Here is a 24,468-nt window from a genome sequence, read left to right as displayed (position 1 = left end):
TAAAATGCCGTCTGTTTTAAAATAAAGCGTGATAATATGCCCTACAGAGAGATCAATCCGATGTAGCCATGTCTAATTTCAATAAAACCTTATCGAAACGCTTACGTCTGAATCATGCATATGGGCAATTGATTGCTCTTATTTTTGTGCCCATGATGATTTTAACCGGTGTTGGTGCTTTTCTGGTTTTAACTGAAACCTCTCACTCTGCAAAACAACAGCAACTACATCATGCCTCAGCTATTTTGGCTCGTTATAATGAAATCGCCAAAAACCTCTACACATTGGTAGAGCTAAAACCTGATGAATATGATCATGCACAAAATATTATGCAAAGCATGTTCAGTGAAAAAGATTTAAAGCGTGCTGCTTTAATTGATAGTAATGGTCAAACATACTTAAGTGTGGGTTACCGAGATAATCGTTACTGGCCCAACTTTACGCAAAACAATAGTTTTTTTGGCCCGATCTCTTATAACAATAACAATATCTATGGTATTCGAGTCAGCAATACCACAGGGAAAGCCCCTGTCTGGCTAGTGATTGAAATGGATAATCAGCCACTAGAATTAGCACGTTATCGCATTCTGATTGCGTTAGTTATTACCAGTCTAATGACTTTATTATTACTTTTGCTCTGTCTAAACTTCTTCTCTCGCCGTTGGGTTGCGCCAATGTACGAAATTCGGATGCAGTTACAGCGACTTAATGCAGATACTTTAGACCAGCACATGGTCATTAACAGTACTGGTGAATTACGCTTACTGCAGCGCGATATCGCAAGTGTAGTGAAAAGACTACATTTTAGTTTTTTAGAACTTAAAGAACACACAGAACAAACCGAAGAAGACTTACGCAGAACATTAGATACTCTCGAAGTTCAAAATATTACTTACCGTCAGGCACGTGACCAAGCCATTTCATCAAATCAGGCAAAATCTGTTTTCCTTGCCAATATCAGTCATGAGCTTCGTACGCCGCTTAACAGTATTGATGGCTTTATTCATTTATTACTTCGCCAACAAAACCTAAGTAACGAACAAAACCTCTATCTACAAACTATTCGAAAATCTTCTGCCCATTTATTAGCATTAATTAACGATGTATTAGATTTCTCAAAAATTGATGCAGGTAAATTAGAGCTTGAGACAGCACCGTTTGATTTAGAAGAAGCTATTTTCGATGTCATGGATATGTTGTCACCTTTGGCTGCCCAAAAGCATATTGCCATGGCATTCTATTATGCAGACAACATTCCTCAAGAAGTCATTGGAGATGCTTTACGCTTTAAGCAAATTTTGACCAACCTAATTTCAAATGCAATCAAGTTCACTCCAGATGGCGAAATTATTGTTCGTGTACGTATGGAACATGACGATATTGGACAATGTTTGCTGCATTTTAGCGTTCAAGATAGCGGTATTGGTTTAAGTGGTACTGACCGCAAAAAATTATTTGAGTCGTTTTCACAAGGCGATGCATCTGTTACACGCCAATTTGGTGGTACAGGCTTAGGTCTCGCGATTTCCAAACAACTGGTTCATCTCATGCATGGTCAAATTGGCTTTGAAGATAACCAAGAACGTGCACCAACAGAAAAAGGTTCAACATTCTGGTTTACTGCACAGTTCGCTGTAGATGAAGAACATGAGATAGAGCACCCTCACTTCGAACATTTACAAGTAGTGTCTTATTTAGCACACCCAGCAACAGCAAGTGTTTTACGATACTATCTTGAAAATTACCAAGTTCCACATATCGAAACGCAGTCGATTCTGGACTTGTTTAGCCGCTTAAAGCATCTTGATCAGAAAGATAATACTTGGCTTATTGTTGATCATAGCGGCGATACTGAGGCTTTACTTAAAGAAATTCGTAGCCGCTATCAAGGCAACTTAGCAGTTTACGGCTATCAAATGACTCTTGAGCCAAACATGCTCACTGAATATCGTGCTCGCCCACTTTATCAACCATTAAGCCGTAGCGGACTCATTCAATTATTAAGTGACCAACCTATTTTTGAAGAGGAACAACAAGACTTTAATGGTCAGGGTTTACATATTTTAGCGGTCGATGACCACTTACCGAACTTAATTGTTTTAGAAGCATTGTTAGGTGAGTTAAATGTTAAAACCACTAAAGCCTTAAGTGGACAAGAGGCGCTAAATATCATTCAAGAACGCATTGACCAAAAACTCAAACCGTTTGATTTAGTGTTTATGGATATTCAAATGCCGGTTATGTCAGGCATTGATACCACTCGTGCGATCCGTTCATTAGAGTCAACGCTAGATGGCGAAATGCAGCTTCCAATTATTGCGTTAACTGCTCACGCACTTGCTGATGAAAAACAAAAGCTTCTTAAAGTGGGTATGAATGACTATGTCACCAAACCAATTCAAATGGAGCAAATCATTCAAATTTTAACGCAATGGACCAAAAACAATTTCACTGCGCAAGCTTTAGATAAAGATCATCATGTTGTTGCCGAGGCACTAGACCCAGAAATATTAAACTGGCAGCAAAGCCTACAATTGGCCGCAAATAAAGAAGATCTTGCTCAAGACTTACTTAAAATGTTGGTAGACAGTTTTCCAACTGAGCTAGATGAAATGCAGCAGCTCATTGAGCTGGAAGACTTCCCTCAGCTTGAACATGTGTTACACCGCCTCTATGGTGCAACTCGCTATGTCGGTACGCCAAAACTTCAACAAGTCACTGGTGACTTCGAACAGTTTGTTTCTACATTACGTAAAGAACGCCGTAGAGCCGATGACGGATTCATCGAAGAAGTCATGCAACGTTTTGATGAGTTAGGACTTGTTATTAAAGAAGTAGAGAGTGCAGCTCACCAAATTTTAGTGATACCCGACTAAACAAGAACCTATAAAAAAGGCATGACTGACCTGTCATGTTTCCAATTTCAAGCCATGTTATGCTCCGCTTATCGATAAAAAAATAAGCGGGAATTTCATGGCACTTTTACGTATAGAAAAGAATAATGGCATTGCGACAGTTTATCTAAACCGTCCAGATAAACGTAATGCCATGAGTTTCGCCCTCCTTAAAGAACTCGTTTCAACGGCTAAAGCCATACAAAAAGACCGAGATATCCGCTGTGTAATTTTGACTGGTGAAGCACAAGTATTTAGTGCTGGTATTGATTTATCTGACCTTAACAATCCTAAAAATTCTGCATTTGCGATTTGGGAACTTGTAAAGCCAGGACAAAGCCTTTTCCAAAAAGCATTTCTAATTTGGCAGAACTTACCTGTACCTGTGATTGCAGCACTTGAAGGTTATTGCTTTGGTGCAGGGATGCAACTTGCGCTGGCTGCCGATATCCGTATTGCTCACCCAGAGACTAAAATGTCGATTATGGAAAGTCGCTGGGGTTTAGTACCCGACATGGGACTTACCCGCTCACTTAAGGGTTTGATAGGTGTTGATCTTGCAAAAGAGCTGACCTTAACTGCCCGTGTATTTGACGGAAACTATGCAAAAGATATTGGCCTTGTAACTCACTTAAGTGAAAATCCATTAGAAAAAGCAAATGCGATTGCCTCAGAAATGCTGCAACGCTCACCAGATGCTTTGACTGCTGCAAAACGCGTATTAGATGCAATGGAACATCAACCAGAAAAATCATTGCGCCTAGAAAAAATCTGGCAACTTAAATTATTACTTGGTAAAAATAGCAAACTTGCTCGTAAAAAAGATAAACATCCGGAAGTTAAATTTTTACCACGCCAATATAGATAAGAGCTTTGAAGATGAATTTTGATCGTAATACACCTATTGCCTTTTTAGGTATAGGACTTATGGGAAGCCGTATGGCTAGCCGTCTTATTCAAGCTGGTTTTCAAGTTGCTGTCTGGAACAGAACAGCATCTGCTTGTGAAGAGCTTATCGATATTGGCGCACATACTCTCGATCTTTCAAACATCGGACAATACCCTATAGTTTTAACTTGCCTAGCTGACGATAAAGCTGTGCAAACCGTATTTGAAAAAATTCAACCTCACTTAAAAGCTGGTCAGGTTATTGTAGACTTCTCAAGCCTGTCTGTAGCTGCAACAAAAGCACTTGCTCAGGCTACTGCTTCACAACACGTGACATGGATTGACTCTCCCGTTTCCGGAGGAACCGCTGGTGCAGAACAAGGCACACTTGTCATTTTTGCAGGTGGAGATGCTCAAACTATTGAAGCTTTAAGTCCTGTTTACAATGTGCTTTCCCAACGTGTAACACGTATGGGTGATACAGGTACCGGTCAAGCCACCAAAATTTGCAATCAACTCATTGTGGCAGCAAACAGTGCTCTTATTGCCGAAGCTGTAGCACTAGCAGACCGCGCAGGTGTAGACACGACATTACTCGCTCCAGCCCTAGCAGGTGGATTTGCTGACTCAAAGCCTTTTCAAATACTTGCACCACGTATGGCTACACATACTTTCGAGCCTGTTCAGTGGAAAGTTCAAACATTATCGAAAGACCTTAACAACGCAGTAACTTTGGCTAACAATGTTAATTTAGACATCCCCGTTGCACAAAAAGCTCTATTACAGCTACAAACTCACCAAAAAAATGGCTTTGCTGAGAAAGATTTAGCTACTATGATTCAAGTAGTAGAGCAATAATAAACGGAGTTTGTATATGGGTCGTCTTGCCGTTAACTTATCCATGATTTTTACCGAAGTTTCTTTAATTGAACGCTTTGCATTAGCCCACGCAGAGGGCTTTGAACATGTAGAAATCCAATTCCCATACGAACTTTCCATTTCCGATATTCAAGACCAACTTGAACGTTACAACCTAAGTTTATGCTTAATTAATGTTCCTGCTGGTGATCTTATGCAGGGTGGAAATGGTTTGGCAGGTATACCGGGTCAAGAAAAAGCATTTCGTGAAGCACTAGAGTTAGCTATTCGCTATGCCACTGCCTTAAAAGTACCTCGTGTTAATATTCTGGCAGGTAAGCAACCTCAAGATTCAGACCTACTCCCTTGCCTTAAAACACTCGCAAGCAATTTAAAATTGGCCTGTCATTTACTTACAGAACAGGGCATTGAACCTGTATTTGAAATGATTAATGGTACAGATATGCCACGCTTTTTAGTACAGAACATTGCTCAAGCTCAAGAAATGCTCGAAGCAGTCAATCACCCTGCTTTAAAAATGCAATATGACTGTTACCACATGGCAATGATGGGTGAAGATGTACTTGAAGGTTTACAAGAAAATATTCACCAGATTGGTCATATTCAGTTTGCAGATTGTCCGGGACGCCATGAACCCGACACAGCTCAAATTCCTTATGAACAAATTTTTTCTTGGATTAAGCAAAGTACTTATGAGGGCTACATTGCGGCAGAATACAAACCTAAAAATGGGTCAAATCAGTCATTTACATGGAAAAATAAATATTTTTCCGATGATGTAAATATATAAACTGTTACTAGTTTTGTTTGAAATTTAGCGCGAAAGCCACTATATTAGATAGTGAGTAATTGTCAGGAAAATATACCCTATATGAATTTAGAACCATCGCCCAGCGTGTCTAATTCTCACGATTTCGCAATGAACACCTCAAATAAAGACGTACAAGCTTGTCTCAAAGTCGTCCATGACGCTTTAGTTGATGTAAAAGCAAAAGATATTCTACAGTTAGATGTTAGTTCTATTAGCAATGTTGCGGATGCTATTGTCATCGCGAGTGGTACATCTACTCGTCACGTCAAAGCACTTGCTGACAATGTTGCAGAAGAAGCTCGAAAAGCTGGTTTCCGCCCGATTGGCGTTGAAGGCGAACGAGATGCCGAATGGATCTTAATTGATCTTGGTTTTGTTGTAGTACACGTGATGCTACCAACTGCCCGCAAATTCTATGATTTAGAAAGCTTATGGCGTACTGCCCCAGAGTCAGTCGCATAAAATTTTTGCTTTTAAAAAAGCGGCTCTTTTGAGCCGCTTTTTGTTTATATAACCAACCAAAATTTTTATTTAGACAAACTATCTCTTACAGCCTCAGACATTTCTATCAAAGCTTTAACAACACTTACGAGCTAGTCATCAATCTTACTCAAAATTGACATGACAAATTGTCAGAATTCCAGCACTATAACCACTCTTAAAGTCTCATCAATAAATAGCATAACTGGAGCACTAAAAGTGAAGATACTCATTACAGGCGCCAACACAGGGATTGGTTTTGCCACAGCTGAACAACTTGTAAAACAAGGACAACATGTGATTTTGGCGTGTCGAAATCCCCAAAAAGCACAAGAGGCACAAAACAAACTACGCTCACTCAACCAAGGACAAGTTGATATCGTTTCTCTTGATCTGAACAGTCTTGAGTTAACCAGAAAAGCTGCTGATGAAATTGCAGATAAATATGGCAATCTTGATGTACTCATTAATAATGCTGGGCTATTTGCAAAAACAAAACAGCTCACAGCAGATGGTTTTGAGCAACAATTTGGCGTTAATTATTTAGGTCATTTCTTACTTACTCAAAAGTTACTCCCAGTTTTACAACAATCTTCCCAAGCACGCATTGTTCATCTTGCCTCTATTGCTCACTGGGTTGGCTCAATTAAACCTAATAAATTTCGTGCAGAAGGTTTTTATAACCCCCTGTTCTATTATGGGCAATCCAAGCTTGCAAACTTACTGTTCAGTAATGCATTAGCTGAACAACTAGCTGGTAGTTCAATTACTAATAATGCATTACACCCTGGCGGTGTTGCTTCTGATATTTATCGCGATTTACCAAAACCAGTTTATGCAGCCATGAAATTAGGATTAGTGCCAACTTCAGTTCCGGCAAAACTCATAACAGAGATGGCGATTGGAGACTCATGGCAAAACCGCAACGGCGAATATGTCAGTGCGCATATGCCTGACTGGAAATCTTCACATGCTAAAAACCAGCAACTGGCACGCGATCTCTACCAACAATCAATGGACTTAGTAGAAAAGTTTCTTTAAATCTCAAAAAGCAAAAAAACCACCCGAAGGTGGTTTTTATTTCCTAGATTGTTCTTATCTCAAAATTTAATTATTCGGCTTAATTAAATCACTATAATTCAACTTGTTTATATAAACTCTATTTGTAAGCAAAAACCAACCAAGATTACCTTGATCTTGCAATCTATTATATAAAATGTTCGGAGAATCAGTGGTTCTAAGAATTGGAGCTGAATATACTTTGTATAAGCTACTCATATTATTGTTTGAACTATCTTTTTCAAATAAGTATCCAGTCTTATTCTTAAGATGTAAAGTATTATTATCATCAACAAGTTGATACCCATCTTTTGCTTGATCTTTTAGAAGTTTTTCAAATAAAGTAGGTGAAGTATCAAAATTTTCTTCTTTATTTAAGTTATCAACCCATCGATAACTATATTTAGTATTATCTCCAACAGTTTTCAAACATACTGGAATATCAAATAAACCGCTTTCGACTTGATTATTTAATAGAGACACATGAGTATATTGATATCGACAAGACTGAGATCCAAGAGTATTCAACTGATTTAAAATATTTTTTTCATCTACATTACTCTCATCTAAATTATATATTTGATCATAACTATAAATATTACTATTTTTTAAATTTTTAACAAATAATAGCTTAGTATGATTTTTATCAATATTATAAATAGATTTTAACAAATACCCTTGCTTAGCTTTTCTTTCTCTTTCGTCAGCAATAAGTACATAATTACCAGTATCAATATTATTACTAATATCCACTAGATCATATAAATATTTATCTTCTGATTGTTTAAACTTAATAAAAATATGTGATTTATTCTCTCCCGCAACCATCCTATTTAAAATAAAGTCTTTATATAAAATGTAACCTTCAGCTCCAAATTGATTAGCTTTTACTATTAAATTATCATATGTGGTTGCAGGAACTACTCTATATTGAGCTTCATCAACATAATCTCTAGGTTTTGTTAAACTATAAGCAGGAGCTGTAGCACGAACTCTACAATTTATATCTTTTGCAACATCCACCTCATCAAGATATTTTTTTATTTGAGAAGGATCATCAAGATATTTTTTTGGGTCTCAGACAAAATATCTGTCCCAAGTACACAATACGTATCATCATTCTTAAAAGCAATAATTCTCGTACTCCCCCCCTCATCTTCAGTTCCCCAGAAACCAATTATTCTTGGGTTTTTTAACCACACAACATTATAACTATAGTGTGTGTTCTCAAATTTTTGCGTAGGTCCTATATTCACAATATATTGAAAAGATGAAGCCATATCATATTCATCAATAATATTACCTGTACAATCAGTATTTTGATAAATACGCTTTTCTATAGTTAAACGTATTTCATCACTATTTTCATTTTTATAACTTACATAAGTATCCAACTTTCCATTATCACAAACTCCTTTCTGCCAAGTCCCCAAGAGGCGATCTGGTAAAGATAATGTAGGATTTGTAGGATTTGTAGGATTTGTAGGATTTGTAGGATTTGTAGGATTTGTAGGATTTGTAGGATTTGTAGGATTTGTAGGATTTGTAGGATTTGTAGGATTTAATACAGAATCTTTTGTTCCATTACCACATCCTGAAATACCAAATAATAAACAAGTAATTAAAATATTATTAGTCAATATTCTCATAATCAGTTTCCACTTTATTTTACTTTTAAAAATAACATATCTATTATGTTTACTAAATAAATTATTTTATTAATAAAAACTTTTCTATATATTAGGTTGATACAAAAAAACCACCCGAAGGTGGTTTTTTATTTCAAAGCATCTTAGTGGCCTGTACCATTAATTGCTTTAGTCATATCTTCAACAACTTTCTTAGCATCACCAAAGATCATCATTGTTTTTTCGTTATAGAACAAGTCATTATCAAGACCTGCATAACCAGTCGCCATAGAGCGCTTAATTACCATGATTGTACGTGCTTTATGTGCTTCAAGAATCGGCATACCATAAATCGGTGAGCTTGGGTCATCTTTTGCAGCTGGGTTTACAACGTCGTTTGCACCAATTACAAGTACTACGTCAGTTGCTGGGAAATCTGAGTTAATCTCATCCATTTCCAAGATGTCTTCATATGCTACGTCTGCTTCAGCAAGTAGTACGTTCATATGACCAGGCATACGACCTGCAACCGGATGGATTGCAAAGCGAACCGTTACACCCTGTTCTTTCAAAAGTTCACACAATTCTTTTACAGCATTTTGTGCACGGCCTTGCGCCATACCATAACCCGGTACAATCACAACACTGTCTGCATTTGACATTAAGAAGCCAGCATCATCAGCAGAACCTGAACGGTAGTTACGTTGAACTTGTTCACCTTTAGCAGCTGTAGAAACTGCTGCACCACCCATCGCACCACCAAACAATACGTTGATGATTGAACGGTTCATTGCTTTACACATGATGTAAGACAGAATCGCACCAGATGAACCAACAAGCGAACCTGCAACGATCAACATGTTGTTTTCTAGTGTAAAACCAATACCTGCCGCTGCCCAACCAGAGAACGAGTTAAGAAGCGATACCACCACAGGCATGTCACCACCACCTACCGGTGCAATCCATACCCAGCCAAATGCAAGTGCAAGCGCGGTCATTGCCCAGAAAGCAGTCATGTTGCCAGTTGTGAAGAAGTAGAAACCACAAGCCAACATCGCAACAAAGATAAGTGCTTGAACAGGTTTAACCCATGCACCAGAGATTGTTTTAGCCCATTTTTTCGCAGCCAATTTACCGTAAGCAAACACAGATGCTGTAAAGGTAATTGCACCAACGAAACAACCAACAAACAATTCAAATAGATGAACCTTGCTCATGTGCGCATGTTGTACGCCAGCCGCTGTTAATGCTGCCTCGTTTTGAGCAAACAATGCTGTAAGCTGGTTGTTATGCAAAATTGCTGCAACCGCAATTAAAACCGCAGCCAAACCCACCAATGAGTGCATAAGTGCAACAGTTTCAGGCATTTGAGTCATTGGTACGGTACGTGCACGTGCAATACCCACAATCGCGCCAAGCACCATTGCACCACCAATCATCCAGATCACTGGATTGTTGGCAACAAAGAAGGTTGTCACAACTGCAATCGCCATTGCGATCATACCGTAACGGTTACCTTGAATTGCTGTTTTAGGGCCAGACAAGCCACGAAGCGTCAAGATAAAGAGGATTGCGCCTACAAGGTACAACCAGTTTGCATTTGCTTGAATAAATTCCATGTCAAAGCCCTCTTATTTCTTTTGCTTAGGCTTGAACATTTCCAGCATGCGCGCAGTTACTGCGAAGCCACCGAAAATATTAATACTTGCTAAAAATACTGCAATCGCACCCAGTACACTCACCACATTCACACTTTGAAATGCAACATTAGCATCTACACCTAAAACAGGTAGACCTACTGTTTGTAGCATCGCACCAACGACAATAATTGATGACAATGCATTGGTTACTGCCATAAGTGGCGTATGCAAAGCTGGTGTAACACCCCAAACAACGTAATAACCTACGAAGATGGCAAGGACGAAAATTGTAATAGTTTCAACCATGAGAAATCTCCTTAACCACGCTTAAGCAGCACTTGACCGCCATGAGTGACCAATAGGGCTTTTTGAATTTCGTCTTCTTGATTAATCGCAAAGTTTTTCTCTTTGTCGAATAAAGTCTCTACGAAATTAAAAACGTTACGTGCATATAATGCAGAAGCTTCTGTCGCAACAGTGGCTGGAATATTTGGAATACCCAAAATTTTCACACCATTTTCTGTAAACACAGTCTCGCCAACTTTAGAGCCTTCAACGTTACCGCCAGTTTCAACAGCCATATCTAAAATGACAGAGCCCGGTTTCATCTTGGCAACAGTTTCAGCTTTAATCAGACGCGGTGCATCACGACCCGGCAACAATGCTGTTGTAATCACGATATCGGCATTCGACACAGCTTTATCTACAATCGCAGCTTGGTCTTTGATGTATTGCTCACCTGGCATCCAGCCATAACCATTTTTTGCTGCATCTGCTGCACGTTGCTGTTCTTCTTCAGACATTGGTACGTCTAACCACTTACCACCTAAAGACTCAACCTGATCTTTAGCTGTTGGACGCAAGTCAGTTGCTTCAACAATTGCACCCAAACGTTTTGCAGTAGCAATCGCTTGAAGACCCGCAACCCCAACACCCATAATCACAACACGTGCAGGTTTTACAGTACCGGCAGCAGTCATAAGCATTGGGAACATACGTTGATATTCAGCCGCTGCAAGCAAAACTGATTTATAACCAGCCAAGTTCGCCTGAGAAGACAACACATCCATGTTTTGTGCACGAGAAAGCGTACGAGGAAGCAATTCCAGAGCAAAAGCAGATACTTGCTGATTCGCAAACTGATCTAGCTCGGTATTACGATAAGGATCAAACATTGCTACAACAGCTGTATTTGCTGCAAGTTTTTGAATTTCCCCGCCTTGTGGCGCACGAACTTTCAAAATAATTTGACTACCTGTATAGGCATCATCCGTAATGGTTGCACCGACCTGTTCATAAGCACTGTCAATGTACGCAGCCTTTACACCAGCACCACGTTCAATCACAACGCTATGACCAGCGCTAATCAACTTCTTTACTGTCTCTGGCGTAGCAGCTACACGATTTTCACCGACGACAGTTTCGGTTGGGATTCCGATCTGCATGAGCGTTCCTCAAGCTAATTTCTCATTGTCAAAAACATTGCAACCCGCAATGTTTCCCCCATGTGTATTCTTTGTACAGAATTTGGATTCTAATTGAACTTTTTGAAAATACCACCCACTATTTATTTAATAAATACCCATATTTTGAACTGATGATTCACGATATTTGACTTGAGGTGTAATATAGGAAGATTTTTCTTTTTTTGCAGACAACAGTCTCTCTTATACAGTCCTGTATATGAAAATTTCTTTATCTTCGTCTCAAATTGGGTCTTTTTTTGCGCTTTGCTCTGCTTTTCTATTCAGCACAAAAGCAATCTTTATTAAACAAACTTATGCCCTTTCTCCATTAGTAGACGGTACAGTCCTGATGGCTTTACGTATGTTAAGCGCTTTACCGTTCTTTCTATTAATTTGCTGGTTCAATAGGCATCATAATCAGGGCACAAAAAAGAAGGATTGGCTAATTTTAATTTTTGCCGGTCTATTAGGCTACTACTTCGCCAGCTGGCTCGATTTCATGGGTCTCATGTTTATTAGTGCCTCTTTAGAGCGAATTATCCTATTTTTATATCCCACACTTACCGTGATCGCTTCAAGCCTGCTCTACAAACAAAAATTAGATGTAAAAAGTTTATTCGCCATTTTCCTTAGTTATGGTGGAACGGTGCTAGTAATGCTTCAAGAACATAACAATGCACCAATTCAGGGCAATTTCTGGTTAGGAACAAGTTTCGTATTTGCAAGTGCGGTAGCTTTTGCAGGCTATTTACTGCTAACTCCGCCATTAATTAAAAAATTTGGTTCTTGGAATTTCACAGGCTTAGCGCTCACTATTGCCTGTATTGGTGCATTAACGCATTACGCTTTGAGCACACCTCATCCTATTCAACTGATATTACAGCTCCCCTCAAGCGTCATTTGGTATGGAGTCGGCTTAGGCTTTTTAGTCACTGTGTTACCCACTGTTATGCTTATACAAAGCATTGAGCGTCTTGGTGCATCACAATCTGCAATGATTGCTTCTATTGGACCAGTTCTAACGATTTTACTTGCCGTTGTCTTCTTGAATGAACATCTCAATATGTGGCAATGGGTAGGCTGTCTACTCAATATTGTAGGTGTGATGATGATTACCCTTAGAAAGAAAAGACTAAAACATTAAATCTTCTTGACCTCAACTTAAGTTGAGGTTGGATACTCATCTAACTTTTAATGAACGGTTGAATTCCAATGAATAAAGAAGCTTTTAAAATTATAAATCCATCGTCTTTATATAACCCAACCCCAAATGCTTATAGTCATGTTGCAGTAGTCCAAAATTTTAAAAATATTATTCATATAGCTGGTCAAGGCGGTGAAGATTCAAACGGCAAACTCAGCCCACTCTTTCAAGAACAAGCCACTCAAGTTTTTAATAACATTCAACATGCCTTAACTGCAGCAAACGCACAAATCTCAGATATAGCTGTTTTAAGAGTTTTAATTGTTGACCACTCGGATGAAAAACACCAAATTTTAATTAAAATCATGCAAAATCTATGGAAAAATCATCCTTTTCCAGCCTGCACACTCATTCCCGTGCCACGCCTTGCATTAGAACGCATGCTTATTGAAGTTGAAGCAACGGCATATACCTAATAAAACTGAGAGAACATCATGTCTACCCCTGAAGATATCAGTCAAAATAAACCTTTGCTTTGGTTGATGGCAGCAGCATGTGGCTTATGTGCAGGTGTGAATTATTACTGTCAGCCCCTAATTCACTCAATTCAGCAAGACTTTGCTGTAACGCAAGCAGAAGCTGCTTTAACAGTGACATTTGCTCAGGTGTCGTATGCCCTCGGTTTACTCTTTATTGTTCCGATGGGTGACATCGTCAATAAAGCCAAGGCTATTCCATTTTTGATGGTGCTTTGTGCAGTTGGACTATTTACTTCTGCGTTTGCTGTTAACTTGCCTATGCTCTGGATTGGTACAATTTTAGCGGGCTTGTTTTCTGTTGCTGCCCAAGTGCTTATTCCACTTGCAACCATGACGGTTAAGCCCGAAAAAACTGGCGAGATCATTGGTTTTTTAATGAGTGGCTTATTGGTCGGAATTTTACTCTCTACCAGTCTAGCTGGCTTATTTTCCAACCTTTTCCACTGGAAAGTGGTTTATGTGGTAAGCGGTATATTAATGCTTCTATTGGCATTTACCTTAAAAAGCCGTTTGCCTTATGTCTTGCGTATGAAAATGAACTATGGACAAATCTTTGTTTCCATGGCTCAGCTTTTAAAGCAGGAAAAGCGATTATTATTAAGAGCGCTTACGGGTGCTTTTGCCTTTGCAGCAGTCAGTACTTTGTATTCCACCATTGCTCTACTTCTTACCTCGGCACATCATTTACCCGATCTATTTATCGGACTCGTTCCTCTAGTTGGTATTTTTGGTGCACTATCCACGCGCTATATTGGTAAATACGCCGACCAAGGCTACACAAAATTACTTACTTGGATGGGTTGTGGACTGTTCTTGGTAAGCTGGATTTGTTTCTACTTTGGACAAACTCTACTTTCTACGTATGTCATTGGGTTTGCGTTAATTCAATTAGCACTCGCGCTCGTTCACACCAGTAACCAAAGTATTATTTTCCGCCTACGTCCAGATGCTAAGTCCCGTATTAATGCCATCTATATGACCACCTACTTTATTGGCGGCGCAGCTGGTTCGGCATTAGGAATTTTTGCTTGGAATCATGGTGGATGGGCCATGACATGTCTTGCCGGTGTTGGACTCGTTGTGTTTTGCATTTTGTTTAGTGTGATTGATGCTTTCTTACAAAAAAAAGCAGCTGGCTCAGCCATAACGTAACTTGTTAAAAATCATCTTTCTATATCCAACCCAAGGGCGGTTATAAATTACGCGATTAAAAGCCTCTGTCGATTCAAGGCTAAACCCCGTATAATGCTGCCCTTTCTTTAATTTAGCGACTTTTGGGTCTATTGGTTATGCAATCACTTCAATCGTTACAACCTCGTATTTCTGTCGCGCCTATGATGGACTGGACTACAAAGGATTACCGATTCTTTGCGCGGTTGTTTAACCCAAACGTTGTGCTGTATACCGAAATGGTAACGACAGGCGCGATTTTATTTGGCGATGCAAAACGCCACTTGGACTATAACGCTCAAGAGCACCCAATCGTACTGCAACTCGGTGGTTCAAATCCTCAAGAGCTTGCCACTTGTACAAAAATGGCTGAAGACTGGGGTTACGATGAAGTCAACCTCAATGTAGGCTGCCCAAGTGACCGCGTCCAGAATAATAAAATCGGTGCATGTTTAATGGCAGAACCAGACTTGGTCGCTGAATGTATTCATAGCATGCAAAAAGCGGTGAATATTCCGGTAACGGTAAAGCACCGTATCGGTATTGATGACATGCAGTCTTACGAAGAAATGCTGCACTTTGTAGACAGCGTTGCGTCCACAGGCTGTACTCATTTTGTTGTGCATGCACGTATTGCGATATTGAAAGGTTTGTCTCCGAAAGAAAACCGTGAAGTGCCACCACTACGCTATGAAGATGTTTACCGTTTAAAACAAGAACGCCCATACCTTACCATTGAAATTAACGGTGGAATTAAAACTTTTGCCGAAACTCAAGCTCATTTACAACACGTTGACGGCGTAATGATTGGCCGTGAAGCCTATCACAACCCTTACCTACTTGCTGAGCTTGGCCAACTTTGGAACCTAGAAGCACCAGACCGTTTCGATATTATGGAACAAATGCTGCCTTATATCGAACAACGCATGGCTGAGGGTGCGCCACTCTCTATCATTACCCGTCATATTTTAGGTTTATTCCAAAATTTACCGGGTGCCCGTAAATGGCGTCAGGCATTGAGTGGTGGAAATGCGAAAACTTTAGCTGATGTCGAGAATGCAATTCAAAACATGCAAGCTGCTATTATTCGTACTGAAGAATATGTAAAAGAGCATCAGGTTTAAGCCTGCTTAGCCTTCTTAAATTGTAAGAAAATGTGGCATTTTAAATCAGAGACTTAGATTTTGAGTATATTCGCAAATGTCGGCTCAAAATATTCAAATTTAAGCTCTGATTAATTATTTATAATGAATAATATCAAACAATTAAATTTCACTGCTTTTAGTCGCTATTTCAACTAGGCTATTTTTTCTTTGTCAGAAATAAAAACTGGAAAAAAGATACGTTATTACATAACATAAACAAAACTTTTAAGTTTGGGCAATTAGTATCTCTGAACACCACAGGTAGGTGGTGATTTTCTAAATACGGATATAGGTAGTACGGGTAGAGATTTCACGATGATTATTTATGACGGACAAGTAGCTGATAACTATATGTATCAGGATTCAAATCAGGCAGCGATTGTTGTATCACACAGCACACCAAGCCTTCCTTATCCCTTCACCATGAAACCCAATAATCACCGCACTGAAAGCAACACCCCTCCAGCCATAGATGTAGAAAAATTCGTAGCAAAATTAGAAAGTGTTACCTCTAGACGCAGTAAAGCTCGTTGTGCACGTAGCATTCGTCTTGCACTTGAGTCTGCTGGTGCCGATGTTGAAAACCATCCAATTGCAGCATCTGATTGGGGTGATACCCTGAAAAAGATCGGCTATAAAGAAATTGATCCAGCTTTTGATGAGCCACAAGAAGGCGACATTTACATCATTCATAGAACCCGCAATCACGTTTATGGGCATATTGCTGGTTACACAGGCAGTGAATGGGTTTCTGACTTTAAACAAAGCAGTTATGACGTCTATAAAGATGATAGCGTTACTTATACTTACTACAGATTAGGCTAATTCATTTTTAAGACAAAACATTTGATGAATTTGCTCGGCACAGCGTTGAATCATTTCATCATGATCTTTTCTATAGACCAACTGAACTTCTGAAAGTGACAAATGATCTGCCAAAGGTAAAAGCTTTACCTGATTAGGCAAAATTTGCTGAAACTCTTGCGGAACAATACTGATTCCCAAATTTGCAGCAACCAATTGTAACTGCGAAACCTTCCGCGACTGAATGGGGGCTTTTTGTGGGGTAAATCCTGATGCTAAACACAGATTTGCGACCAAATAACTTAAGCCCCCTCTTTCAGCATGAGGTGTAGATACAAAACACTCATCTTTTAAGTCTTTTAAATAAACCTTTTCTTCTTTAGCAAATTTGGCATGATCAATATGTACAGCCACCATTAATGGCTTTTCATATAGCTTAACAACACTCATCTCATCCAGTGTGTGCCGAACGGGTGGCCGAATAAAACCAATATCAATTTCACCATTCATTAACGCTAAGATCTGTTGTTCTGATGACAAGGTATTCAACTCAAAACTCAGCTGCTGGGTTAAGCTAACTTCTTTTAATATTTGAACCTTTTTATGGTCCATAACAATGCTGCTTGAATGAGCAATTTTAATCTGACGGTTTTTCCCATCCGACACACTTTTAGATAGGTCAATAATTTCATTTAAGTAAAGTAGGTTATCTTTTATTTTCTTATAGAAGACCTCTCCCGCTGCCGTGAGTTTTGCTCTTTTGTCAGTACGGTCAAACAACGGAAAATCAATTTCTTCTTCTAATAGTTTCATTTGTCGACTTAAAGCAGACTGAGCAATAAATAGCTTTTCTGAGGCAGCAGTAAAGCTCCCTTCTTCAACAATTTTTATGAAATATTGAAATTGTTTTAATGTGAGCATTCCCATCTCAAAATTAGATCACTTAGTCTATTTTCTATATTAGATTAGATGAATAACCTTGACTAGAATTTTATTAAGACCATTCACTTAATTGAATTCTTCATGAAGTATTTAAAAGGTTTCGCAATATGCACCATCGTTATTCTAATTTTATGGTGCTTTAAATTTTATGATCAGCAGCTACCTACACAGCCCCAGCAAGACAACATAGAGCTATATGATTAAATAGTTTCTCTCAAAAATAAAAGGCATGCACTCACATAAGCGCATGCCTTTTCAATATTTAAATTAGGCTTTCTTTAAATCAAGCTTTTTCAAAACTTCAGCCACAGCAATCATAGCAAAGCTGGATGTCACCACTACCGCTGAACCATAGCCACCACAGCGCAAGCCAGCTGATGGGCAGACATCTGCACTTGAAAATGGATTATCGATTGAGTAAATACAGGTAATGCCAAATTTCTCTTTTGGCTTTTTACAGATGCCGCGAGCACGAAGTTGACTACGTAGCTTCGCTAACATTGGGTCTTGTTCTGTTTTTGATAAATCAGCTACGCGGATTTTAAGTGGATCGAGCTTACCACCTGCTCCACCGGATACAATCAAAGGAATTTTGTTAAAACGACAATGGAGCATTAAAGCCAGTTTTGCTTTAACATCATCAATGCAGTCCAAAACAATATCCGGTACAGGGTTTAAAAGCTCTGCAACATTTTCTGGTGTTAAGAAGTCATCAATAATATTGACTTTAATACGTGGGTTAATTTGGCGACAACGCTCTGCCATAATCTCAACTTTTTCACAGCCCAGAGTTGAGGTCATTGCAGGTAGCTGACGATTCACATTTGATGCTGCAACCACATCCATATCGACTAATGTGATCTCACCAATACCTGTACGCGCTAAAGCTTCTACTGCCCAACTGCCGACCCCACCAATACCAATCACCATCACATGACTTTTTTCATAGTGCTGGAACGATGAATCACCATAAATTTTGGCTACACCTGCAAAACGGCGGTCATATTCATCTTGTTGGAGATCGGTCATTGCTACTCTTTGAGGGGATATAAAACACGGGGAGTATTTTACTGCTTTTCAAAACCAAATTGCTACTTGGCACTAGCCAGCTATCTGATTGGTGCCAAAGCCATTCACAGCCTGTCGAGCATCGACAAGATACTGTTTTTGCAAAACGTAAGATGCTAATTAATATTGAACAGGTTCTGTGAATGGCAATGGTTTTGCCTACTTTTGCCGAAACAAAAGTAGGGTTATGAGCTACGGCTATTAGAATTTTTTACGGGAGGACCCCGTCATGATAATTCTTCAAATACCAACCAATATAAATATTGATTGGTATTAATCTCAAGACATTAACTAGCAATCAAATTCCGCAGTACATAATGCAAAATACCACCCGCCTTAAAGTACTCAACCTCATTTAACGTATCAATTCGGCATAACACATTAAAGTGGCTGGCTACCCCATTTGGCCCTTTCACATCAACTTCAAGAATTTCATGAGGCTGAATATCATCCGATAAACCACGAATCGAGATAACCTCATGACCGGTTAAGTTGAGCGACTGCCTAGTTTGTCCATCAACAAACTGGAGTGGCAACACGCCCATACCCACCAAGTTTGAACGGTGAATACGCTCAAAACTTTCAGCAATCACGGCTTTAACACCTAATAAGTTCGTACCTTTGGCAGCCCAGTCACGTGAAGAACCTGTTCCGTATTCTTTACCAGCAATAATCACAAGCGGCGTATGCTCTTGTTGGTAACGCATTGCGGCATCATAAATAGCAAGCTTCTCACCACTTGGAATATGGATGGTATTACCACCTTCTTCACCGCCGAGCATTTCGTTTTTAATACGAATGTTGGCAAAGGTGCCTCGCATCATGACTTCATGGTTACCACGTCGTGAACCATAAGAGTTGAAGTCTTTTGGCTCAACACCTTGCTCTTGTAAATAGCGGCCAGCTGGACTGTCTTTTTTGATATTACCCGCTGGTGAAATATGGTCGGTTGTTACCGAGTCACCAAGCACTGCCAAAATACGTGCCTGTTCAATATTCTTGATTGGTTTTGGTGGCTCACCAATACCTTCAAAGAACGGCGGATGACGAATATAAGTCGAGTCATCAGCCCATTCGTAAGTTTTACTTTTTGGAATCTGAATCGATTGCCAGCTTTCATCACCATCAAACACCGCAGCATATTCTTTGTGGAACATGTCGGTATTTACTTTTTGTAAGACGGCATCAATTTCTGCCTGACTTGGCCAGATATCTTTTAAGTAAACAGGTTGCCCGTCTTTACCTTGCCCGATTGGTTGAGTCGTTAAGTCGGTACGAATATTCCCAACTAAACCATAAGCAACCACAAGTGGTGGTGATGCAAGCCAGTTAGTTTTAACCAATGGGTGTACACGCCCTTCAAAGTTACGGTTACCAGAGAGTACAGATGCCACGTTTAGATCATGACACTGAATGGCTTCTTCAATTGGTTCTGGTAAAGGACCCGAGTTACCAATACAGGTTGTACAACCATAACCAACCAAGTTATACCCGAGTTCATCTAAATACGGCGTAAGCCCAGCCGCCAATAAATAGTCCGTAACGACTTTAGAGCCAGGTGCAAGAGAACTTTTTACCCACGGTTTGCGCTGCAAGCCTTTTTCAATGGCTTTTTTAGCAAGTAAACCTGCCGCCAACATTACACTTGGGTTTGAAGTATTGGTACATGAAGTAATCGCTGAAATGACGACATCGCCATGATTTAACGGATATTCCTGCCCCTCAATCACACAAGATGGGCTTTCGTGCTGAATATTGGCTTTGGTCGCTTCTACAGCCGTACCGCCACCGCCTTCATTTTCCAAACGCTCTTTGGCTTCTTTGGCTGGTTTAAGCGTTAATTCCATGAGTGCGTTAAAGGTTTTTGGTACTTCTGACAAAAGCACACGGTCTTGAGGGCGTTTTGGACCTGCCAAACTTGCCTGAACCGTACTCATATCTAAACTTAAAGTGTCTGTGAAAACAGGTTCATCACCTGCATTTCGCCATAAGCCTTGTGCTTTGCTATATGCTTCAACCAGTGCAATACGGTCACTTTGACGGCCAGTTAATTTCAAATAACCCAAAGTCACTTCATCAATTGGGAAGAAACCGCACGTTGCACCATATTCAGGTGCCATGTTGGCAATGGTCGCACGGTCAGCAAGTGGTAAATCGGCTAAGCCATCACCATAGAACTCGACAAATTTACCCACTACACCTTTCTGACGCAGCATTTGAGTAATGGTGAGCACCAAATCAGTTGCCGTAATTCCTTCTTGTAATTTGCCTGTGAGTTTAAAACCAATCACCTCAGGAATGAGCATAGAAATAGGTTGGCCTAACATGGCAGCTTCTGCTTCAATACCACCAACACCCCAACCCAATACACCTAAACCATTAATCATGGTGGTATGGGAGTCTGTACCGACCAAAGTGTCAGGAAAAGCAAAGGTTTGTCCGTTGTCTTCGCCTAGCCATACTGCTTGAGCTAAATACTCTAAATTAACCTGATGGCAAATACCTGTGCCCGGTGGCACAACACTAAAGTTATTAAATGCTGATTGTCCCCAACGCAAAAATTGATATCGCTCGCCATTACGCTGCATTTCAATTTGAACGTTTTCTTCAAAAGCCTGATCATCGGCAAAATAGTCCACCATCACAGAGTGGTCAATGACTAAGTCTACAGGTGATAACGGATTAATTTTTTCAGGGTTGCCGCCTGCTTGTGCCATTGCAGCACGCATTGCAGCTAAGTCAACGACCGCAGGAACACCAGTAAAATCTTGCATTAAAACCCGTGCAGGTCGATATTGAATTTCCTGATCGGAAGTACGGGTTTTCAACCACTCTGCTAAAGCATGAATGTGTTCCGTTTTAACACTGTGTTGATCTTCAAACCGTAATAAGTTTTCCAACAGTACTTTTAATGATTTCGGCAGTTTGGCAATGTCACCTAGCTTTTTCTCGGCTTGGGTTAAGCTAAAAATCTGATAATTGCTGGAACCTACTGTTAGCGTCTGTAGAGCATTAAAACTATTGATATTGCTATACTTAGCCATTGGGTTATCCTCCCATGTCTGGCAATGTTATTTTTCACGTTTTTACATGTTGTTTTCTTACTTTAAGCTTCTTTTTTCATCACTGTGTTTTGTTTTAGTTACTATTTCTAATCTTTGATTTTTATTACGATAATTTCAAAGCAGATAGAGAGTTTTTCCAAAGTTTTTCGGCTAAATCTGACTCTGGCATATTTAAATTTTCGGCCAAACTTTGTAATACATAAGGTAAGTTCACAGGCGTATTTCGGGTACGCTGCTCAGTAGAGGTTTGACAGCAAAGCGGTGTCATATCTGGGCAGTCTGTTTCAATCACTAAATGCTCAGCGCCTATCGCCTGCACAACGGTATGAAGCTTTTTCGCATTTGGGTTGGTAATTTGCCCCGTCACACCAATTTTAAAACCGAGTTTAATTAACCCTTTCGCCTCTTCTACCCCACCACTAAAAGCATGAGCAATGCCGCCCAATTTAAACTTATGCGCTTTTAACAAAGCAAGCACATCGCCATGCGCTTTACGAATATGAAGTAACACCGGTTTTTGGTATTCGGTTGCTAGTTCTAACTGGTCAGCAAAATATTGTTTTTGCTTGGCATATACATCGGGCTGCTTATGCTCTTTCAGAAAAGTATCTAAGCCAATTTCACCGACTGCCACGCTGTCTTCTTGCTGTAAAATTTTTTCAAGATGAGAAAGATGCTCTGGCCTGTGTTGTTCAATATAAAACGGATGCAACCCCGGCGCTAAATAAGAAGTGGGTACATTATCCCACTGCTTGAGCTGATGATGGGTGTGTACCAACTCATCAAAACGTGACTGTAAAAAGCCTATTAACACCAAAGCATCTACACCCACTTTTTTAGCCTCAAGTGCTAACTGTTGCCGATCTTCATCAAAATCGGCAACATCAAAATGGGTATGGGTATCAAACAAATGCATTAGCTAGCACTTTTTGCAGCTGGTGCCGAAGCAGGTTTAGCTTTAGGCTGCGGTAAATATTCTTCTTTCAACACATCTTGTAATTGATCATACGGAATGACTAAACGAGGCAACCCAACAACATAAGGCCCAATTTCATATTCACCATATTGAAGAATTAAGCCCTGATCACCTAACAAGAAGTTTTCGGTGAGTTTAAATGGCCAAGCTTGCTCATATTCACTCACACTATTGGCAAGTTTTGAGTCAGTCACCCACGCTTTAAACGCCTCATGTGCTAACTTTTCTAAAGCCACTTTTTTCTCTGGACGCAGCAAGTTTTCAAGTTTGACCTGCTTTTCCTCTTTTAAATCAAAATTGTAATAGTGCTGTGCAGCCGAACCATGTGCCCCACCCAAATAGCTACTACTATTTACAACAACAGTTACGACTTTACCTTGCGACTGTATGATTTTAGGCTTCACTAAAAGATTAATCTGATGATTACTACTTAACTCTTTTAATTCCTTGTCCAAACCAATAAATGAGTTGGCATAGCGCTGAACCTGAGCATCGAAACTATCTGGTTGATCTGTAGCAGCAACTGCTGAAGCCTCTGTCTTTTTATCCGCTTTTGCTGCTTTTGCATCTGGCTCTGCAATCTCAAGAATCTGGCCGAGTGCTTTTAAAACTTGTTGGTCAATAATCTTATCAATAAATGGATAGTTACTTTGCAAGCGCTCTACAGTAAATTCAGGGCAAGTTTTACCACTACAGTCAGGTAAAACCACCTTACTTTGAACTGTTTCCCCTTTTAAAGTCAGCTCCACAGGCTTTTGCTCAACCACTGCTGGTTTTTGCTGATCTTTCGACTCTTTAGGATCACTTTTAGGCTGACATGCCACTAAAAATAGTGCAGAAGCAAGTAGCGTTAAACGTAGCGAGGCCTTAGAAGTTAACATCATATTTTGCCTTTATTCTGAGAAGATTATGCATAACTCATATGAAGTTAGCGCATCTATAAGTAGGTTGCAAATTCTGCTACCAACTTAAAACATTTGTTCATAAACCTCAGGTTGTAATATTTTTTTAGTTTGCTCTGTCGTTAAATAAATATCGAGCTGAGGGGCATCTTTCGTAATCTGATTTGCCTGATAGTGCAGACCCACACCCTCACCATCAAAGAACCAGTCGGCCTGTCCCCAATACAAAGTTTTTGGTGCGTCTTTTTTAACGTCAGCATTTTGTTTTTTCAGCCAATCCTGATAAGCCGTTTGCACGATTTGATGCACAGTGGTTTGTTGGTCTTTTTGAAGTACATCAAGCAAGGTTAAGCTTTTATGTAATTTACGATCAGCCACAAAAAAATAATAACGATCTTTTATAGTGACTTCTTCTTGTTTGCTGTCTAACCCTAACTGCAATAAAACATATTGATTGCGCTGCGAAGCAATACGCGTATGAATGTGTAATTCGTAGGCACGGTTTTTAGAATATTTCTCTTGCCATTCGTCCGACTTTTTAACATAAGCATCTACTGCTTGTTGCAAGCTCAAATCTTTTTTCAAATCAATTTGAGTCTGTATAACTTTCGCCTGACTTTTTTCAATCCAGCTATTTAGCCAAGTGTCTTGGGTTTTTATGGTTTGAATATCTACATCAATACAATTTTTCTTTTCACAAAAAGGAACTGCATAATTTGCCTTGGTTTCGGTCAAGTTTAAGTAAGGTAAAACCTCTGCTTTCTCAGCAGGATGCTCTTGAGCAGAGACCGGATTTTTTTGAGAAGAGGATGAGGAATGAGTGCTTTTCCAGACAAATGCGGAAATAGCAGAAATTAGTGCTATGACTGCAACTACAAGCGCAATAATGGCCTTTTTACTCAAGTTCATTTCATCATCCTTTCTTATTTTTCAAAACAAAACAGCTTCTATTCGAAGCTGTTTGTCAC

General features: G+C 39.6%; 23 protein-coding genes. 12 read left to right on the top strand and 11 right to left on the bottom strand.

Annotated elements, in window-relative coordinates; all coding sequences use genetic code 11:
* Window positions 1-68 precede the first annotated feature (68 nt).
* From ACIF8R_RS10040 to ACIF8R_RS10015, 6 genes are all read left to right on the top strand, one after another.
* A complete protein-coding gene (locus ACIF8R_RS10040; RefSeq protein WP_396480520.1) occupies window positions 69-2,876 on the top strand; it encodes an ATP-binding protein in 2,808 nt (935 codons plus the stop codon).
* A 97-nt stretch (window positions 2,877-2,973) separates the two neighbouring features.
* Complete coding sequence (locus ACIF8R_RS10035) at window positions 2,974-3,762, top strand: crotonase/enoyl-CoA hydratase family protein (RefSeq protein ID WP_016803787.1); 789 nt, start codon at window positions 2,974-2,976, stop codon at window positions 3,760-3,762.
* Window positions 3,763-3,773: 11 nt separating this feature from the next.
* Window positions 3,774-4,640 carry an NAD(P)-dependent oxidoreductase gene (locus ACIF8R_RS10030; RefSeq protein ID WP_396480519.1) on the top strand — a complete coding sequence of 289 codons (867 nt, stop codon included), beginning with the start codon at window positions 3,774-3,776 and terminating at the stop codon, window positions 4,638-4,640.
* A gap of 16 nt (window positions 4,641-4,656) precedes the next feature.
* On the top strand, window positions 4,657-5,451 hold the full coding sequence (locus tag ACIF8R_RS10025; RefSeq protein WP_396480517.1) for a hydroxypyruvate isomerase family protein: 795 nt from the start codon (window positions 4,657-4,659) through the stop codon (window positions 5,449-5,451).
* An 81-nt stretch (window positions 5,452-5,532) separates the two neighbouring features.
* Window positions 5,533-5,934 carry a ribosome silencing factor gene (gene rsfS / locus ACIF8R_RS10020; protein ID WP_001047580.1) on the top strand — a complete coding sequence of 134 codons (402 nt, stop codon included), beginning with the start codon at window positions 5,533-5,535 and terminating at the stop codon, window positions 5,932-5,934.
* Between the two features lie 237 nt (window positions 5,935-6,171).
* Entirely contained in the window at window positions 6,172-6,993 is an 822-nt protein-coding gene (locus tag ACIF8R_RS10015; RefSeq protein ID WP_396480515.1) for an SDR family NAD(P)-dependent oxidoreductase, read from the top strand.
* Between the two features lie 66 nt (window positions 6,994-7,059).
* Here the strand turns inward: ACIF8R_RS10015 and ACIF8R_RS10010 are convergent, their stop codons facing one another.
* The 5 genes from ACIF8R_RS10010 to ACIF8R_RS09990 form a co-directional block, all read right to left on the bottom strand.
* The gene (locus ACIF8R_RS10010) at window positions 7,060-8,034 is read right to left on the bottom strand and encodes a PT dipeptide repeat lipoprotein (protein WP_396480513.1); all 975 of its coding nucleotides are present in this window, start codon (window positions 8,032-8,034) and stop codon (window positions 7,060-7,062) included.
* 17 nt (window positions 8,035-8,051) lie between these two features.
* Window positions 8,052-8,660, bottom strand: a complete 609-nt coding sequence (locus ACIF8R_RS10005) for a hypothetical protein (RefSeq protein ID WP_396480511.1) — start codon at window positions 8,658-8,660, stop codon at window positions 8,052-8,054.
* A gap of 143 nt (window positions 8,661-8,803) precedes the next feature.
* Window positions 8,804-10,258 carry an NAD(P)(+) transhydrogenase (Re/Si-specific) subunit beta gene (locus ACIF8R_RS10000; RefSeq protein ID WP_396480509.1) on the bottom strand — a complete coding sequence of 485 codons (1,455 nt, stop codon included), beginning with the start codon at window positions 10,256-10,258 and terminating at the stop codon, window positions 8,804-8,806.
* A 12-nt stretch (window positions 10,259-10,270) separates the two neighbouring features.
* Window positions 10,271-10,585 carry a proton-translocating transhydrogenase family protein gene (locus ACIF8R_RS09995; RefSeq protein ID WP_000230434.1) on the bottom strand — a complete coding sequence of 105 codons (315 nt, stop codon included), beginning with the start codon at window positions 10,583-10,585 and terminating at the stop codon, window positions 10,271-10,273.
* 11 nt (window positions 10,586-10,596) lie between these two features.
* Complete coding sequence (locus tag ACIF8R_RS09990) at window positions 10,597-11,724, bottom strand: Re/Si-specific NAD(P)(+) transhydrogenase subunit alpha (RefSeq protein WP_174735586.1); 1,128 nt, start codon at window positions 11,722-11,724, stop codon at window positions 10,597-10,599.
* A 238-nt stretch (window positions 11,725-11,962) separates the two neighbouring features.
* Between ACIF8R_RS09990 and ACIF8R_RS09985 the strand changes: the two genes are divergently transcribed.
* The 5 genes from ACIF8R_RS09985 to ACIF8R_RS09965 all read left to right on the top strand — a co-directional run bounded on the left by ACIF8R_RS09985 (window position 11,963) and on the right by ACIF8R_RS09965 (window position 16,568).
* A complete protein-coding gene (locus ACIF8R_RS09985; RefSeq protein WP_396480507.1) occupies window positions 11,963-12,889 on the top strand; it encodes a DMT family transporter in 927 nt (308 codons plus the stop codon).
* A 68-nt stretch (window positions 12,890-12,957) separates the two neighbouring features.
* The gene (locus tag ACIF8R_RS09980; RefSeq protein ID WP_396480505.1) at window positions 12,958-13,365 is read left to right on the top strand and encodes a RidA family protein; all 408 of its coding nucleotides are present in this window, start codon (window positions 12,958-12,960) and stop codon (window positions 13,363-13,365) included.
* Window positions 13,366-13,383: 18 nt separating this feature from the next.
* A complete protein-coding gene (locus tag ACIF8R_RS09975) occupies window positions 13,384-14,580 on the top strand; it encodes an MFS transporter (protein WP_396480503.1) in 1,197 nt (398 codons plus the stop codon).
* Window positions 14,581-14,717: 137 nt separating this feature from the next.
* Window positions 14,718-15,722: a tRNA dihydrouridine(20/20a) synthase DusA gene (gene dusA / locus ACIF8R_RS09970; RefSeq protein WP_396480501.1), complete on the top strand. Its 1,005-nt coding sequence runs from the start codon at window positions 14,718-14,720 to the stop codon at window positions 15,720-15,722.
* 336 nt (window positions 15,723-16,058) lie between these two features.
* A complete protein-coding gene (locus ACIF8R_RS09965) occupies window positions 16,059-16,568 on the top strand; it encodes a hypothetical protein (protein WP_004698691.1) in 510 nt (169 codons plus the stop codon).
* On the opposite strand, the gene ACIF8R_RS09960 is transcribed toward ACIF8R_RS09965, so the two are convergent.
* Window positions 16,560-17,468, bottom strand: a complete 909-nt coding sequence (locus ACIF8R_RS09960) for a LysR family transcriptional regulator (protein WP_396480499.1) — start codon at window positions 17,466-17,468, stop codon at window positions 16,560-16,562. The genes ACIF8R_RS09965 and ACIF8R_RS09960 overlap by 9 nt on opposite strands.
* A 102-nt stretch (window positions 17,469-17,570) precedes the next feature.
* Here ACIF8R_RS09960 and ACIF8R_RS09955 point away from each other — a divergent pair, with 102 nt between their 5' ends.
* Window positions 17,571-17,693, top strand: coding sequence for a hypothetical protein (locus ACIF8R_RS09955; protein ID WP_081404853.1), 123 nt, complete (start codon window positions 17,571-17,573; stop codon window positions 17,691-17,693).
* Between the two features lie 63 nt (window positions 17,694-17,756).
* Here ACIF8R_RS09955 and ACIF8R_RS09950 read toward each other — a convergent pair whose 3' ends face one another.
* The 5 genes from ACIF8R_RS09950 to ACIF8R_RS09930 all read right to left on the bottom strand — a co-directional run bounded on the left by ACIF8R_RS09950 (window position 17,757) and on the right by ACIF8R_RS09930 (window position 24,409).
* Window positions 17,757-18,518, bottom strand: a complete 762-nt coding sequence (locus ACIF8R_RS09950) for a ThiF family adenylyltransferase (protein ID WP_000130925.1) — start codon at window positions 18,516-18,518, stop codon at window positions 17,757-17,759.
* 326 nt (window positions 18,519-18,844) lie between these two features.
* Complete coding sequence (gene acnA / locus ACIF8R_RS09945; protein WP_396480497.1) at window positions 18,845-21,601, bottom strand: aconitate hydratase AcnA; 2,757 nt, start codon at window positions 21,599-21,601, stop codon at window positions 18,845-18,847.
* Window positions 21,602-21,725: 124 nt separating this feature from the next.
* On the bottom strand, window positions 21,726-22,538 hold the full coding sequence (locus tag ACIF8R_RS09940) for a TatD family hydrolase (RefSeq protein ID WP_396480495.1): 813 nt from the start codon (window positions 22,536-22,538) through the stop codon (window positions 21,726-21,728).
* A complete protein-coding gene (locus ACIF8R_RS09935; protein WP_396480571.1) occupies window positions 22,538-23,479 on the bottom strand; it encodes an RsiV family protein in 942 nt (313 codons plus the stop codon). The genes ACIF8R_RS09940 and ACIF8R_RS09935 overlap by 1 nt, the downstream gene beginning before the upstream one ends.
* An 87-nt stretch (window positions 23,480-23,566) precedes the next feature.
* Entirely contained in the window at window positions 23,567-24,409 is an 843-nt protein-coding gene (locus tag ACIF8R_RS09930) for a hypothetical protein (RefSeq protein ID WP_396480493.1), read from the bottom strand.
* Window positions 24,410-24,468: the final 59 nt, after the last annotated feature.

This window comes from Acinetobacter sp. ABJ_C4_1, from assembly GCF_044538495.1.
GTDB lineage: Bacteria > Pseudomonadota > Gammaproteobacteria > Pseudomonadales > Moraxellaceae > Acinetobacter > Acinetobacter nosocomialis_A.
The sequence above is the reverse complement of the archived record's forward strand: the minus strand, read 5'-3'. Positions and strand labels throughout refer to the sequence as shown.

What these genes read in the sequence shown, in the direction of transcription:
- ACIF8R_RS10040 (WP_396480520.1), top strand. Translation starts at nt 69, where the DNA reads ATGTCTAATTTCAATAAAACCTTATCGAAACGCTTACGTCTGAATCAT.
- ACIF8R_RS10035 (WP_016803787.1), top strand. Translation starts at nt 2,974, where the DNA reads ATGGCACTTTTACGTATAGAAAAGAATAATGGCATTGCGACAGTTTAT.
- ACIF8R_RS10030 (WP_396480519.1), top strand. Translation starts at nt 3,774, where the DNA reads ATGAATTTTGATCGTAATACACCTATTGCCTTTTTAGGTATAGGACTT.
- ACIF8R_RS10025 (WP_396480517.1), top strand. Translation starts at nt 4,657, where the DNA reads ATGGGTCGTCTTGCCGTTAACTTATCCATGATTTTTACCGAAGTTTCT.
- rsfS (WP_001047580.1), top strand. Translation starts at nt 5,533, where the DNA reads ATGAATTTAGAACCATCGCCCAGCGTGTCTAATTCTCACGATTTCGCA.
- ACIF8R_RS10005 (WP_396480511.1), bottom strand. Translation starts at nt 8,660, where the DNA reads ATGAGAATATTGACTAATAATATTTTAATTACTTGTTTATTATTTGGT.
- ACIF8R_RS10000 (WP_396480509.1), bottom strand. Translation starts at nt 10,258, where the DNA reads ATGGAATTTATTCAAGCAAATGCAAACTGGTTGTACCTTGTAGGCGCA.
- ACIF8R_RS09995 (WP_000230434.1), bottom strand. Translation starts at nt 10,585, where the DNA reads ATGGTTGAAACTATTACAATTTTCGTCCTTGCCATCTTCGTAGGTTAT.
- ACIF8R_RS09990 (WP_174735586.1), bottom strand. Translation starts at nt 11,724, where the DNA reads ATGCAGATCGGAATCCCAACCGAAACTGTCGTCGGTGAAAATCGTGTA.
- ACIF8R_RS09985 (WP_396480507.1), top strand. Translation starts at nt 11,963, where the DNA reads ATGAAAATTTCTTTATCTTCGTCTCAAATTGGGTCTTTTTTTGCGCTT.
- ACIF8R_RS09980 (WP_396480505.1), top strand. Translation starts at nt 12,958, where the DNA reads ATGAATAAAGAAGCTTTTAAAATTATAAATCCATCGTCTTTATATAAC.
- ACIF8R_RS09975 (WP_396480503.1), top strand. Translation starts at nt 13,384, where the DNA reads ATGTCTACCCCTGAAGATATCAGTCAAAATAAACCTTTGCTTTGGTTG.
- dusA (WP_396480501.1), top strand. Translation starts at nt 14,718, where the DNA reads ATGCAATCACTTCAATCGTTACAACCTCGTATTTCTGTCGCGCCTATG.
- ACIF8R_RS09965 (WP_004698691.1), top strand. Translation starts at nt 16,059, where the DNA reads ATGATTATTTATGACGGACAAGTAGCTGATAACTATATGTATCAGGAT.
- ACIF8R_RS09960 (WP_396480499.1), bottom strand. Translation starts at nt 17,468, where the DNA reads ATGCTCACATTAAAACAATTTCAATATTTCATAAAAATTGTTGAAGAA.
- ACIF8R_RS09955 (WP_081404853.1), top strand. Translation starts at nt 17,571, where the DNA reads ATGAAGTATTTAAAAGGTTTCGCAATATGCACCATCGTTATTCTAATT.
- ACIF8R_RS09950 (WP_000130925.1), bottom strand. Translation starts at nt 18,518, where the DNA reads ATGACCGATCTCCAACAAGATGAATATGACCGCCGTTTTGCAGGTGTA.
- acnA (WP_396480497.1), bottom strand. Translation starts at nt 21,601, where the DNA reads ATGGCTAAGTATAGCAATATCAATAGTTTTAATGCTCTACAGACGCTA.
- ACIF8R_RS09940 (WP_396480495.1), bottom strand. Translation starts at nt 22,538, where the DNA reads ATGCATTTGTTTGATACCCATACCCATTTTGATGTTGCCGATTTTGAT.
- ACIF8R_RS09935 (WP_396480571.1), bottom strand. Translation starts at nt 23,479, where the DNA reads ATGTTAACTTCTAAGGCCTCGCTACGTTTAACGCTACTTGCTTCTGCA.
- ACIF8R_RS09930 (WP_396480493.1), bottom strand. Translation starts at nt 24,409, where the DNA reads ATGAACTTGAGTAAAAAGGCCATTATTGCGCTTGTAGTTGCAGTCATA.